We start from the raw sequence: 13,967 nt of genomic DNA on the forward strand, positions 1-13,967 counted from the left end.
TCGAGGCTTTACCTCCTCCTAAAGCCAAACAAATGTTTCATATTACACGCCTACATTAAACTGAATATCCAATCCTTATCTAGTCTGCAAATAAAAAAGGATAATCAGCCCCATAATGGACTAACTATCCTATAAATTATTGTCTAAATTCAATAAAGTGAAACTTTAATCAGCCCTCACCAATCGGGCTTTTACGGGCAGTTGATCCCCATCTAATTTCTTTGCTTCCGCTGAATTTTGAGGTGAGGGTCTTACTTCCCGGCGAATAGCGGGATAAAACTAGAACTTCTTTTCCTATGTATCATTATTTCGTTACTTCACCAAACTGCGCTCTCGTCACTTTCGCCAAGTCCTCTACTTTAAGCTCAATTTGTATACCAATTTTCCCGCCACTCACTATCATCGTTTCAAGTGATTGGGCACTTTCATCAATACATGTAGAAAATAGCTTTTTCATTCCAACTGGTGAACAACCGCCGCGAATGTATCCTGACACTTTCGTAATATCTTTAACAGGAATCATTTCAATTTTCTTTTCACTTACTGCTTTTGCGGCAGCTTTTAAATTTAGTTCCTCATCTACCGGAATAATAAACACATGATAATTTTTACTATTCCCTTGAGCGATTAACGTTTTATATACTTCTCTCACTTCTCGTCCAATTTTCTCGGCTACTGATACGCCATCAATTTTCCCATCGTCTGGATCATATGACATCATCGAATATTCAATTTTTTCTTTATCTAATATTCGCATCGCATTTGTTTTATCTTTTTTCATAACGTTCTCCTTAAAAGGTTATTTCATATTATTAAGTTTTCTTTTATTATACACCTCTTTTTAACAATTCTGCGGAACTTCACATTTTTGTAGATAAATTCAAATACTATTTATTTATATCTTTCCACAAATGAATTACGTTTTACATACACTTCTGTCAATCTAATATAAGCTCCGAATCCGCATATAAAACCATTTTTCATATAAATTTTATTTATATCTCAATATTTACGACTATTAATTCATTCTCCGTGACAAAATAAAAAGAAATATCTACTAAAAAACACATAAAAGGTGGTGAATAAATTGTTACAAAGCATTCATTTGTTTTTACAGATAATTAACACCATTGGAAAATGGTTATTTATGATGATAAAACATTATCGGATCACTTTAGGAATTCTTCTTTCCATTAATTTAATTACCTTTTTATATACGTCAGAAAAGAAACATTTCCCATGGTTTGCATTTTTCCTATTGTTATATTTTATAATTTCCTTTTTAAAAATACGGAAACAAAGAAAAAATAATAAATCATTGATTCCTGAAATTCATATCAAAAACACAAATTACATTCACATAAATAATAGTGAAAAATCAACTATTAATTCTAATAAAAAGGATAACAATCATTATTAACAAGGTCTGAAAAACTAATAAATAATACAAAATGTAAAAGGACCATTTTTCACGGTCCTTTTGTTAATTCTCATCTTCAAACAACACAACTATTAATCCTATTTTTATCTGTACACTAGAATTTTCATTTAAATGGTTTAATAATATACTCTTCCCCTAAATCAATAAAGTTCACATTCAAATCTTTTATAATCTCTTTTATTTCATGCGGTTCCAGTGAAGTACCTACTATAGATTGTCCTTTACTCTTTGCTAAAACTTCAAACAATTCCTTTTGACTATTCATAGCCATTTGCTGTTGACCTGGTTCATCAAATACCATCAAACCAGGATGATTTCCTGCGAATTTCTCACTTGTCTTAAATATAGCTATTATATAAGACCATATTAAACGTATATTATCACTGGCAGATGAATCAAATTTAATATCAAACCCTTTAACAATAGGGGTATATTTGTCATGAGAAATCGAAATTTCATTCGTTTTAATACTTGAGAAACTAAATTCCTTTAATAAGATGAGAAAGCATTTTTCAAAATATGCTAATTTCTCTTTGTCTAATTTTGAAAAATATTCACTCGACATATTTTCCAATCTTTTTAAGTAATTTTTCCATTCACCTTTTATATTTTCAAAACGACTTAACAATTTCTCAAACGATACATTCGCCTCAGACAATTTGTTCAATCGGATTTTCATTTCAACAATCCTATCTAACTCTCTTTTGGTTGGTAGTTTAGGATTTTCACTTAGTTCCGTTTTATATAATCTCAATTCTCTCCTTGCTTCATTTAAATGTTCTAAGATGACAGCAAGTCTTGATTCTTTATTCTTAATCACTAATTTTGATTGCTTAACCCCAAATTTCAATGTCGCTATTTGTTCATTTATAAACTTTATATTTTCATTCAAATCTAACGGCTTTATCCCTGTATCCTTCGGCATTAACGTATCTTCAACATGCTGATGACATGTTGGACATAATCCTTGAGGTAATGTTGAGTCTATATCTGATCCTAACTTATATAATTTGGAAGCTTCTTTATTTCTTTTTAAATCAATTTCTAGATTTTCTAAGTTTTCTACCATTATTTTTTGATTATTGATTTCTAAACGTAAATCCTGCCTAAATGAATTAACTTCATTTTGTAATGCCATGACTATGGTTTCCTGCTCACGGATTTTCTCCTCATATTCATCAACAACTTCTGAAATTACCTTTACTCCAAAGCTCTCTTTTTCTTTTATTCTATCTTCTAAAATAAATATCTCTTCTTCAATTGCAATCAATTTATTGTCTTCTCCTACAACATTCAAATGTAATTCATCTAAAAGAGTAGGTTTATCTGGAAATCTTGGAATTTCAGCATGTATACTAAAAGCCAGTCCTTCAAAATCCCGTTTAAGAGCCTGCCAATTACTTGAAATTAAGACTTTCTGTACTTTTAGCTCTTCTTTTTCTTTTGAATTTCTGATAACATCCATATCAAGTAAAAATTCAAAAGCACGTTTGGATAAATCACGGATACCATAATTCCCTGAAATCGGGACATAAAATCTGCTCCATCCTTCATTTTGCTCAACAAAGAACAATGGAAAAAGTGACTGTATATACAACAGTTTATCTTTTCCATCAAAACTTGGAACCATAGGAAGTTCTAATCCTAAAAATCCCTCTAGAAACTTATGAAAACCAGCTTTTTCAACGGCAGCACCTTGTAAGTGAACATAAAAGTCCTTTGTTTCCAAACTATTTTTTATTTTCCACTCTATCGCTGGCCCAAAATGAACTCGAATTAATTTATCATCAATACTTGATGATTTTATCCATCTAGTAAGTGTAATAATTTCATTCTTATTATTTGAAATTTCTAGCTGCACTTTTGATTCTAAAATAGGAATCTCTTTATCCAAATAAAGAAGTTTATCTTTAAGGACCGGTTTCATCGTTTTTGCACCTTTTCCACCTAATAACTCTTCAATGCCCAACGCATATAAAATTGCATTTAAAGACGAACTTTTTCCTTTTGTATTTCTAGCTCTTAAAATGTTGAACCCATTTTCTAAAGAAATCTCCGTACCAAAAAGCCCCTCACTCGTCTCTATTGTAATTTTCAAGCGATTTATTTTCAATTTATTCATGATTGGTACTCCTCTTTAAAGATTGACGATAAAAATTTATCCGATAAACTCTTTTTTATACTATGTAAGAAGGATTTTTCTTCTTCTAATAAATCTTCTTGGTATTCAATTGATACAGCAAACTCTTCTCCTTTTGTAGTTAAAGTGAATTTTCCTGTGTTTTCATTAAAAGAAAACAACTCCATAGCTATTCCATAATTAAGTGCCCTATTCAAAAATGGATCAAAACGTATGATTGGAAAATGTCTTGTTTCTTTTAATTTTAGTAATCTGTCATATCTAGCTGTTCTTTTTAATGCCCAATTAAAAAGTTGTAATTTTAATAAAGAAGCTGTTTGCTTTGTTGAAGAAATATATAGTATCAATACAATTTGTGAAATTTTAAACATGGGTCTTAATTCTGGTGATATCGGTATTTTTTTTCTACTAAAATTGATCTGTTTGATTTCATCTAATGGTAAATCCATAAATTACCCTCCAAAATCCAAAGGACAGTCTATTAACCAGCTCGCAATTGCCTCACTGCATAAATCCTCATACACCGAGAACTCAAATATCTCATGAAACTTTTCACCCTCTAAGGCTGACTTGTACCTTTTCATTGTATCTTTTAATAATGCCTTTGGCATTAAATCCGTTAATAATACCTCTTCTTCTAAATGTTCAGCTATGGAATCTTTAATTCTCACTTGTTTTTCGTATGCTAAACTATAATTTTGCTGCATACGATTTAAAATTTCCTGTCCCTTGATATAATTTCTCACCTGTAAATTGATGTACTTATTCGTTCTTTGTATTTTAATTTCTGTATCCAGTCCTTCAAACAATGCACTAATTTTTCTATCTAAGATTTCGATTGAACTTGTTTGACATTGCTTCCAATCAATAATCTCTTGCTCATTAGGAACTGGCACATTTATAGTAATCTTTTCATTTAAAATTTGTTTAATTTTAAAAATTTCACTGACATAATATTTTTCATCGTGAACAAGTACATCAAATTCAGGGTCTAATAAATCTATTAATTCTTCATCTTCTCTATACTCAATTGCTTTTTCATGACAATGTGCAACTAGTTCTTTGTTTGTATATTTAGGAGTCAAAAGTATCCATTTTTTAATTTTCACATTTTGCAAGTATCGTAATAATTTATTTTTATTTTTTTTTAATTTATTTAAGTCCTTTGTCACTTTATCCCGCTGATGTTTATATAACTTTGCAGAATCATATTCATCATCAGGGCAATAACATTGAAACACGATTCCACTTCTCGTGAATCCTTCAATTCCAAGGTCACCATGGGTATTCGCTGGCATTTCTTGATAGCCATCTGATTCATACTTCATTTTCAAATATGACTGACATTGTTCTTCCCAACTGTCTCCGTCATATGTCCCAAATTCTGTCTTGAACATAACTACCCCCGTAAACTAAATAATATTATTATATTTAGTTTACAAATTTATCTAAAATTCTACAAGTCCGTCTGAACGATAGTCATACAATCTTCTAAAATATAAATACTTTTTTTCGCTATTTAAATGTTGAAAAAGTTATTTTTCTCCTTCCCACTAATTCCCATAATACCTCCCCAAAACCAAACGTTAGTTCTATATTGATTATTTTAAAGCATTAATTAATTTAAATCAAATATGCACTAACTGGTTAAATATTTTCTATACCTTTTTATAAAATTGTCCATCCACACCTAGTATGCTTTCAATTTAAATAGTGGTTTTTCATAATACGTTTAGTACTACAAGATAATATTTAGAAGAACTCCTATATAAAGGACAATTTTTTGTATTTTACTAGAGCATCTAATCTAGATTTTTAGCTTATTCACTATTTATTTCCACAACATCAAAAATTTTCAGTAGTATTTTTAATACCTATACCCTTCAATAGATAATTTATATAATCTTTTATTTTTTAATGACATAAGACAAACTATCACTAGCGTCCTATATCCGCAAACATCGATTCCTCTACCAGTTGTATATCATCTAATTCCACTACTCCACGTATTAAATTACATGTAGTTTACATCCATTCTTATAAAACTTAACATGCATGCTTATAAGTGAAAGTATAAAAAATCATAAAACTAAAAATATTGATAATTCAAAAATCATCTGATATAATTTGGAAAAACTTATGTTAAGGAGAGATTTGTCATGCGAAATGTTAATACTTCTTTCCAACTTCATCATCATACGTAACGCCGTGTATCCGAAGAAAAATTTTTCTTCGTGGGTACAGGGCTTTTCCTGTTGACCCACGAAGCGTTCATAAAGCTATGTGGGTATTTTTATACCTGCATAGCTTTTTTTAATTTAAAAAAGGAGTGATTATGATGGAAATGAGAAATGTAAAAGGAACGAAAGACTATTTACCAGAGGAGCAAGTGCTGCGAAATAAAATTAAAAGAGCTTGTGAAGATACGTTTGGACGATACGGATGCAAACCTTTAGAAACGCCGACGTTAAATATGTATGAGCTTATGTCTTACAAGTACGGCGGTGGTGATGAAATATTAAAAGAAATATATACACTTCAAGATCAAGGAAAACGTGATATTGCCTTACGATACGATTTAACTATTCCATTCGCAAAAGTTGTGGCAATGAACCCGAACCTCCGCCTCCCTTTTAAACGTTATGAAATTGGGAAAGTATTTCGAGATGGGCCAATTAAACAAGGAAGATTTCGTGAATTTATACAATGCGACGTTGATATTGTCGGTGTAGAATCAGTCATGGCTGAAGCGGAACTCATGAGCATGGCGTTTGAGCTGTTCCGAACATTAAACTTAGAGATATCGATCCAATATAATAACCGAAAATTGTTAAATGGTATTCTTCAGGCCATTAACATCCCTACTGAATTAACAAATGACGTCATTTTATCATTAGACAAAATCGAAAAGATTGGGATTGATGGTGTACGAAAAGATGTATTAGAGCGCGGAATTTCTGAAGAAATGGCTGATACAATATGTAATACTGTATTATCTTGTCTAAAGCTTACAATTGTTGACTTTAAAGAAGCTTTCAATAACCAACTCGTTGCCGATGGCGTAAACGAATTGCAACAATTACAGCAATATTTAATCGCTCTCGGAATAAATGAAAATACGATATTCAATCCGTTTTTAGCAAGAGGACTGACAATGTACACAGGTACTGTATATGAAATCTTCCTAAAAGATGGCTCAATTACATCTAGCATAGGTAGCGGCGGCCGTTACGATAACATTATTGGAGCATTCCGTGGTGATAGTATGAACTATCCAACAGTCGGTATTTCATTCGGTTTAGACGTTATTTATGCAGCACTATCGCAGAAAGAAACAATCTCATCTACAGCGGATCTATTTATCATCCCGCTCGGGACAGAATTACAATGCTTACAAATTGCCCAGCAATTACGTTCTACCACTTCCTTAAAAATCGAACTCGAACTAGCAGGACGCAAATTAAAACGTGCCCTTAATTATGCCAATAAAGAGAATATCCCTTATGTGCTTATTATTGGTGAAGAAGAACTTAGTACAAACACTGTTGTGCTGCGGAATATGAAGGAAGGTAGTGAGATGAAGGTTCCGCTTACTTCTTTGAAAAATAATACATTGAATAAATATTTTACTACGCCTACTACGTTATGACTGTGAAGTATTCTCAAAATGTAAATCAGGTAAACAAAAAAGGGCTGTCCGCGCATGACAGCCCTTTTCCCTTAATGAACAACACCTTCATAAGTGAAATTATATTAACGATTTTCCGAATATATCTATCATAATTTACACTATATCAACGATACATAGATTTTTCATTTGATAGATAACCGGGCAATTAGTTTACATAAAATAATTATACTCAATTTAATCTTACAAAACTTTAACATCCAATTACCTATTTTAATAATATATGGTTTTCTAATTTCACTACCAATTTAAGAAAAATTCATATCCTTCTCTACTATACCACTTTCATCTATTAACTTTTATTTTGTGCATTCCTACTCTCCAAAACTTTCTCCATATTATGAGTTGCCCATTCCATCATTAATAGAATCACTGGACGTAGTGATTCACCAAGATCGGTTAACGAATATTCTACTTTAGGTGGCACTTCACGGTATACTTCACGATGTATGATGCCATCTGCTTCAAGTTCTCTAAGCTGAAGTGTTAACATTCTTTGTGTGATATTAGGTTTTAATCTTTTTAATTCATTAAACCTCTTTTTCCCATCTAATAAATGATACAAAATAACACCTTTCCATTTTCCACCAATCACCTCTACCATCGCTTCAACTGGACAAGAATATTTATTTAAAAATGGGTAATTTATATTTTTTTCATTTGAACAATCCATAATAAATCCCTTCCCTTAACAATAGTATCTTTTTTGATACTATAACACATAAATGTGCGTACTTGTATCTATGTTACTTTAAAAATATAATTTACTTACAAAATAAATTAACGAAAAGAGGAACTTTTATGACAAATACAAACGAAATTACAAAAGAGAAAATTATGGAGGCTTTTCATTTCAGACATGCATGTAAAGAGTTCGATCCTATGCACAAAATTTCAGAAGAGGATTTTAAATTCATTTTAGAAACAGGCAGATTATCTCCTTCTTCTTTTGGATATGAACCTTGGAAATTTATTGTCGTACAAAATAAAGAATTAAGAGAAAAACTACAACCGTATTCATGGGGCGCTGGTGGGCAACTTGCAACAGCAAGCCATTTCGTCATTGTTCTTTCAAGAAACATTAAAGATATGCATTATGATGCAGAGTATATTAAATATATGATGAACGATATTATTGGATTGCCTGAAGACACTCAAAAAATTAGATATGAATTCTTCAAAAAGTTCCAGGAAACAGATTTTAACTTATTACAATCCGATCGTACTGTATTTGATTGGGCATCTAAACAAACTTATATTGCTTTAGGTAATATGATGACGAGCGCAGCTCAAATCGGCATTGATTCTTGTCCGATAGAAGGATTCGATAAAGAGAAAGTAGACTCCTTACTTCGTCAAGAAGGCATTATACAAGGCGATAATCTTGAAGTATCAGTTATGGTTGCCTTTGGTTACCGTAAAGAAGATCCAAAACGTGATAAAACAAGACAGACTATGGATACAATTGTTGAATGGATTAAGTAATATAGCACACACAAATAATGCTCCTAATGGCTGGATACTTATACTAAAGAACTATTAGTCGTTTTTCTTATGTATGAATTTGGTTTTTCATGGAAAGATATGTTAGTATGTATACAGTTTGAGCACTCTATTTTTTAGAGTCGAACAGGAGGAGAATGAATATGTCTGATATTGAAGTTGGCGAAGTGTTTACTCTTAGTGATGAGAATAACGAAGAGCAAGAAGTAGAAGTACTTGGAGCGATGGATGTCGAAGGCGCAGAATATATTGCAGTTGCCTTTGTTGAAGATATCCAAACAGAAACTGAGGAAGACATTGATATTTTCTTTTTAAAAGTAGAAGAAGATAATGAGTTTTCATACATTGAAAATGATGAAGAGTTTGATAAAGTATCTGCTGCGTTTGAAAAGATTTTGGATGAGCAAGAGCAAGAATAGTATGAATGAAAAACACGAGGGCGGATGCATATCCGCCCTCTTTTTATTACTCATCCAGAGACTCACGCAGTAATTGCAGTACATCTTTCATCGCAAAAGGTCCATCTTTTTTAACATGCTCCGCAAATTCTGAAACGAGACGTAATGTTCTCACACTTTCGATTGGATGTTCTCCTGATGCACTTTCAGCTGAAAGCATAACTGCATTCGTCCCGTCCAGTACAGCTTGAAACACATCAGTCACCTCAGCCCTTGTTGGAATAGAATGATCTACCATAGATTGAAGCATTTGTGTTGCTGTAATGACATATGTATTCGTTCGATTACATTCCTGAATCATCATTTTCTGTAAAAGCGGAATGCATTGATACGGTAACTCTACTCCTAAATCGCCCCTTGCAATCATAATTCCATCTGCTTCTTTACATATATCCTGAAAATTCTCGATTGCTTCCATCGTTTCTATTTTTGCAATTACATTAGGTGACGTTTCTTTATACTGTTGTATAAAATCTCGTATTTCTTTTATATGACTAGGTTTTCTTACGAAAGAACATGCGATAAAATCAACATTCTCCTCTAAAAGAAACTGAATATCTTTTTTATCTTTCTCTGTAATAGCTGGTAAACGAACAGCCGCATCTGGTAAATTAACTCCTTTATGAGATGAGATATTGCCACCTGTTTTTACCTTCGTTTCTATTTTGTCCGTACTTATCTTTTCAACAATTAATTCAACTTCTCCATCATTAATTAAAATTCTACTGCCTACTTTCACATCATTCGGTATTCCTTCATAATCAACACTCGCTTCTGTATTACTCCCTGTAACTGGTTGTGTATGTAAAATAAAAGAATCTCCTGCCTGAAGTGTAATTTGCCCTCCCTTCACTTCACCTAATCTTATTTTAGGTCCTTGTACATCACCCAAAAATTTAGTAGAGTCATCTAATGATTTCACTAAACGAATGATGTCTTTATGACTTTCATGCGTGCCATGCGATAAATTCAGTCGAACAATTTTCATACCATTCTTTATTAACTGCGCTAACGTTTCTTTATTATTACTTGCGGGTCCAATTGTACAAATTCGATCGATTGTCATTTTTGTCACCATCCTTTTTTTAATAAGTTTCCCATATGAACTTAAAAATAACAGAGATTCTGACATGAATAGATTTAAATTTACATGAATTTCATAAAATTAAACCTGTATCCCTTGCTGGCTAAGCATTAGAAGATATATTCGCTTTTTTGCAAATGAAGACATGTTGAATCGAAAGTAAAAGAAAAGTTAAGTATGGGATAAACCATTGAGAGTTTCGAAATTTTCATATATTGTATGAATTGAGTTCGAACTCAAAAATTTAAAAAGGTGGGAAAATTAGTGAATATGAAAAAATCTTTATCGGTGACAACTTTAGGGTTAGCGGTTTTAGGTTTTGGTTTTACTAATAACGCAAGTGCTTCAGAGATCGATACTGTAGACAAGCAGCCCGTTTTAGTTGACTTTGATACAATTCAATCAACAAAAACATCTAGTGTTCCTAGTTTGACTATTGCAGCTGCACCTAAGAATGACTCTAACATTAGCGTATATACTCCCTTTTTTGGTAACCCATATGCAGTTGCTAAATCGAAATCAACTACGACCGAAGACTATGTTTATGCAAAAGCAAGAACTTTCAATGGCGATGGCTCATTAGTAAATACGAAAAGTAATAGTGCAAAAAAATCATCCTTTGTAAGTGCTACAGCGACCAACACAAGCATTTATTATGGAGATGATTACGCTATCGGTAATCATACCTATAAATTAAGTGGTTATAATGATGTGAATCACGAAACAAAAGCTTTCTGGTAAGAAAGAGAAAAAAGATATGCATCTTGCATATCTTTTTTCTCTAATATTTTACATATATTGAGGTGCTATTTATGAAACAAATATATATTATTAGCGGTGTTTTACTTATTTCATTACTTACAATTTATATTTTGTTCAATACTTCAATCATACAACCTCATCCACCTTCCATAGAAAATAAACGCGAGCAACAAACCAATACTATTTCTTACGGATTGAAGGATAATCAAGGCCAACATATTAACAATGGCAGTACAATTACTAGTGAGGATAATAAAATTAATGTAACATTATCATTCGTACATACTATTAATGAAAACCGAAAATATGGATTAATTGTTCTAGAAGATTACGAACAAAAACCTTTTAAAATAGAAGATACTACTAATGAAATATCACACTATTTTTTTGATATGAAACCAAACAGTTCAATGACTACGAAAATCTCTTTACACACTTCTCCTAATGCAAGTGAATTAACCTTTTTAATAATAAAAAAACCTGAATACAAATTAAAAGATAATAACTTAAATAAAGCAGCTATTTTAGAAGATATTCTAAGTATGCGATATTCAATGCATCCTCTTCAGAAAGAAAACGAAAAAATAAAACTCCCCCTTATAGATCCAGATGCTATTTTAAAAGATGGTCTTTACGAACCAGTATTTGTTACGAACCGTGAAGAGAACTTACAAACTGTCTTCTTTGAAAAGGAAGGCAAGCAATTAATTTTATCAAACGGTAATGAAACAAATGATGAAATGACTTACGCAATCGTGGCTTTTAAAGATTGGAAACAAGTTGAAATATTTAACAATAGAAAAGTCGTTTATACTAAGGTTGCACCTGAAACAAGACAAATCTTTAATTTCACATTGCCTTCAGTGGATCAAGAAAGTAATTTTCAACTCGTCGCTTTTCCATTTCCTTATAAAGTTAGCGAAGAAGATTATGTCAGTCAACAAGCATTCAGTTCCTTTCGCATCGTAATTGAAAATGAAAATAAATAAGTTATACTGTGCACATTACAACAACCTAAAAAAGGCCTACTCACACGAGTAGGCTTTTGAAACTATGAAAGTTTCGTCAATAACTGATTTAAATCTTTTTTCGTTTTCGTCGTTAATGATTTCATTTTATTAACATCAATCTTTTCCTTCTCCGCCCCTACAATTAACGGATACATACTTTGACCGATTGTTTTAGAATCCGTCGGATGTGATGCTTCTAGCTCTTTTTCAATCACATCCCACTTTTCGTTAATTTGTTTGCCAAGCTTATTCACTGTTTCCAATTTCGGATTAGCAGCTAACTGCTTGTCCAAGCTATCAATTAATGCTACAACTTCTTTAACATTCGTTTTCACAGCAACACTTTTCTTCGGATCTTTCGTTACCTTTCCGTTATTGTTTGTGCTTGTACTTGTGCTTTGATCTGCTGTTTTCCCGCTAGTCGTTTGATCATTCGTTTTTCCTGTCGTTTCTTTTTCTTTTGTTTTTACATTTTCGTTTTGAGTTGACGTTTTGCCGTTACTTTCTGTTCCTGATGATTCTTTCGTATTTTTTGCATCCTTATCTGTTTTTTCATTTGAAGAAGTATTTGTTTCTTTTTCAGTATCTTTCGTTGTTTTTGAAGCTTCATCTGCACTTGTCGTTTTTGCTTCTCCATCCTTTTGCGCAGTTACTTGCTCTTTCTTTTCCGTTTCTTTATCTGCTGAAGGACTACAAGCTGCCATAGTAAGCATTGTACCAATTGTAATCGATGCGATAGCGACCTTTTTCATTTTCATATAAATCCCCCTATGTTTTACATAATTTATCCTCCCCTTTACGATTCGATTTCCCCTTAAAAAATCCCTTTTCATACGAATTATCATCTTTCCGACAGTAATCTTCATAATAATACGGACAAAAACTGATAAACTCATTTTAATATTCGAGTTTCTTCTACTTCATTTTTCTGCTCGCAAGTAAAAGAAAAAGAGTATATTGTCACATTAAGAATCACTATCTTCATATGACGATATACTCTTCTATCAAATTTTTATCTTTCTTGACATTTTATTTATACAAAAAAATAAAATTTTCTTTCGTTTTTTGTTTCTCAGCATTTGTTAACATAATATTTTTATGAATAACCACCATTCGAGTGAATGACTTGCCCAGTAACCCATTTCGCTTCTTCACTTACTAAAAAAGAAATTAAGCGCGCAGCATCCATCGTTTCTCCAACTCTACCTTGCGGGAATTTCCATACTAAATAATGTTTTAATTCCTCTGTAATCCACCCTGTATTTGTTGGTCCTGGATCAACAGCATTAACAGTAATCCCCTTCTCCATCGCTACTGGTGCCACTGACTTTGTAAATGCTTCAATTGCCCCTTTCGTTGCTGCATATGCTAATTCATCTGGCATTGGACTTACTGACTGTCCTGAAGTAAGATTAATAATACTCCCGCCCGTTTTAAGTGAATAATGTTTTATAAACAATGAACTTAATAGCATAGTAGCCCGAACATTAACTGTATAATGTTTATCCAACTGCTCTACATCTAATTCCTCAATCCTCGTATGAGTAGAATATACTGCATTATTAACTAGAATAGATGGATCACCTAACCGTTCTGATACCATATAAAACAAACGATTTGGCGAATAAGACTGCGATAAATTGATTTCTGCCATTTCACATCGAACATCGTAACTTTCAATTTCCTTTTTCAGCAAAAAGGGTTCTTGATCACTCATTCCCCATGGCATCGCTTTATCATACTTTGGCCAGTACGTGAAAAAAATGTCTATCCCCTTTTGAGCAAGCACCTTGCATACAGCTGCACCAATTCCATTCAGACGAGTTGCCCCTGTTACAATTGCTATTTTCTTCACCTTTTTCTCCTCCATCTATACACAGA

General features: G+C 32.2%; 13 protein-coding genes. 5 read left to right on the forward strand and 8 right to left on the reverse strand.

The window, feature by feature from the left end; all coding sequences use genetic code 11:
* Nucleotides 1–304: 304 nt before the first annotated feature.
* From ybaK to BHV55_RS16455, 4 genes are all read right to left on the reverse strand, one after another.
* Nucleotides 305–781: a Cys-tRNA(Pro) deacylase gene (ybaK, locus tag BHV55_RS16440; protein WP_000710861.1), complete on the reverse strand. Its 477-nt coding sequence runs from the start codon at nucleotides 779–781 to the stop codon at nucleotides 305–307.
* Nucleotides 782–1,544: 763 nt separating this feature from the next.
* Nucleotides 1,545–3,563 (reverse strand): hypothetical protein, encoded by a 2,019-nt coding sequence (locus tag BHV55_RS16445; RefSeq protein WP_070756782.1) that lies wholly within the window; start codon nucleotides 3,561–3,563, stop codon nucleotides 1,545–1,547.
* Nucleotides 3,560–4,030 carry a hypothetical protein gene (locus tag BHV55_RS16450; protein WP_070756784.1) on the reverse strand — a complete coding sequence of 157 codons (471 nt, stop codon included), beginning with the start codon at nucleotides 4,028–4,030 and terminating at the stop codon, nucleotides 3,560–3,562. The genes BHV55_RS16445 and BHV55_RS16450 overlap by 4 nt, the downstream gene beginning before the upstream one ends.
* A gap of 3 nt (nucleotides 4,031–4,033) precedes the next feature.
* Nucleotides 4,034–4,978 carry a hypothetical protein gene (locus BHV55_RS16455; protein WP_070756786.1) on the reverse strand — a complete coding sequence of 315 codons (945 nt, stop codon included), beginning with the start codon at nucleotides 4,976–4,978 and terminating at the stop codon, nucleotides 4,034–4,036.
* Nucleotides 4,979–5,916: 938 nt separating this feature from the next.
* Here BHV55_RS16455 and BHV55_RS16460 point away from each other — a divergent pair.
* Nucleotides 5,917–7,230, forward strand: a complete 1,314-nt coding sequence (locus tag BHV55_RS16460; protein WP_100240250.1) for a histidine--tRNA ligase — start codon at nucleotides 5,917–5,919, stop codon at nucleotides 7,228–7,230.
* A 331-nt stretch (nucleotides 7,231–7,561) separates the two neighbouring features.
* Here BHV55_RS16460 and BHV55_RS16465 read toward each other — a convergent pair whose 3' ends face one another.
* Entirely contained in the window at nucleotides 7,562–7,942 is a 381-nt protein-coding gene (locus BHV55_RS16465; RefSeq protein WP_000340643.1) for a winged helix-turn-helix transcriptional regulator, read from the reverse strand.
* 128 nt (nucleotides 7,943–8,070) lie between these two features.
* On the opposite strand from BHV55_RS16465, the gene BHV55_RS16470 reads away from it, so the two are divergent.
* The gene (locus BHV55_RS16470) at nucleotides 8,071–8,754 is read left to right on the forward strand and encodes an NAD(P)H-dependent oxidoreductase (protein ID WP_000185718.1); all 684 of its coding nucleotides are present in this window, start codon (nucleotides 8,071–8,073) and stop codon (nucleotides 8,752–8,754) included.
* 155 nt (nucleotides 8,755–8,909) lie between these two features.
* Nucleotides 8,910–9,191 carry a DUF1292 domain-containing protein gene (locus BHV55_RS16475; protein WP_002005464.1) on the forward strand — a complete coding sequence of 94 codons (282 nt, stop codon included), beginning with the start codon at nucleotides 8,910–8,912 and terminating at the stop codon, nucleotides 9,189–9,191.
* A 46-nt stretch (nucleotides 9,192–9,237) separates the two neighbouring features.
* Here BHV55_RS16475 and BHV55_RS16480 read toward each other — a convergent pair whose 3' ends face one another.
* Nucleotides 9,238–10,296 (reverse strand): pyruvate kinase, encoded by a 1,059-nt coding sequence (locus BHV55_RS16480; protein ID WP_053512615.1) that lies wholly within the window; start codon nucleotides 10,294–10,296, stop codon nucleotides 9,238–9,240.
* Between the two features lie 282 nt (nucleotides 10,297–10,578).
* Between BHV55_RS16480 and BHV55_RS16485 the strand changes: the two genes are divergently transcribed.
* Both BHV55_RS16485 and BHV55_RS16490 read left to right on the forward strand, forming a co-directional pair.
* On the forward strand, nucleotides 10,579–11,055 hold the full coding sequence (locus BHV55_RS16485; protein ID WP_001056346.1) for a hypothetical protein: 477 nt from the start codon (nucleotides 10,579–10,581) through the stop codon (nucleotides 11,053–11,055).
* 71 nt (nucleotides 11,056–11,126) lie between these two features.
* On the forward strand, nucleotides 11,127–12,065 hold the full coding sequence (locus BHV55_RS16490) for a hypothetical protein (protein WP_048568378.1): 939 nt from the start codon (nucleotides 11,127–11,129) through the stop codon (nucleotides 12,063–12,065).
* Between the two features lie 62 nt (nucleotides 12,066–12,127).
* Here the strand turns inward: BHV55_RS16490 and BHV55_RS16495 are convergent, their stop codons facing one another.
* Together BHV55_RS16495 and BHV55_RS16500 are read right to left on the reverse strand one after the other, a co-directional pair.
* Nucleotides 12,128–12,844: a hypothetical protein gene (locus BHV55_RS16495; protein ID WP_070756788.1), complete on the reverse strand. Its 717-nt coding sequence runs from the start codon at nucleotides 12,842–12,844 to the stop codon at nucleotides 12,128–12,130.
* Nucleotides 12,845–13,182: 338 nt separating this feature from the next.
* A complete protein-coding gene (locus tag BHV55_RS16500; RefSeq protein WP_033685810.1) occupies nucleotides 13,183–13,941 on the reverse strand; it encodes an SDR family oxidoreductase in 759 nt (252 codons plus the stop codon).
* Between the last annotated feature and the right edge of the window lie 26 nt (nucleotides 13,942–13,967).

This window comes from Bacillus sp. RZ2MS9, assembly GCF_001816185.2.
In the GTDB taxonomy this organism is placed as follows: Bacteria; Bacillota; Bacilli; order Bacillales; family Bacillaceae_G; genus Bacillus_A; species Bacillus_A cereus.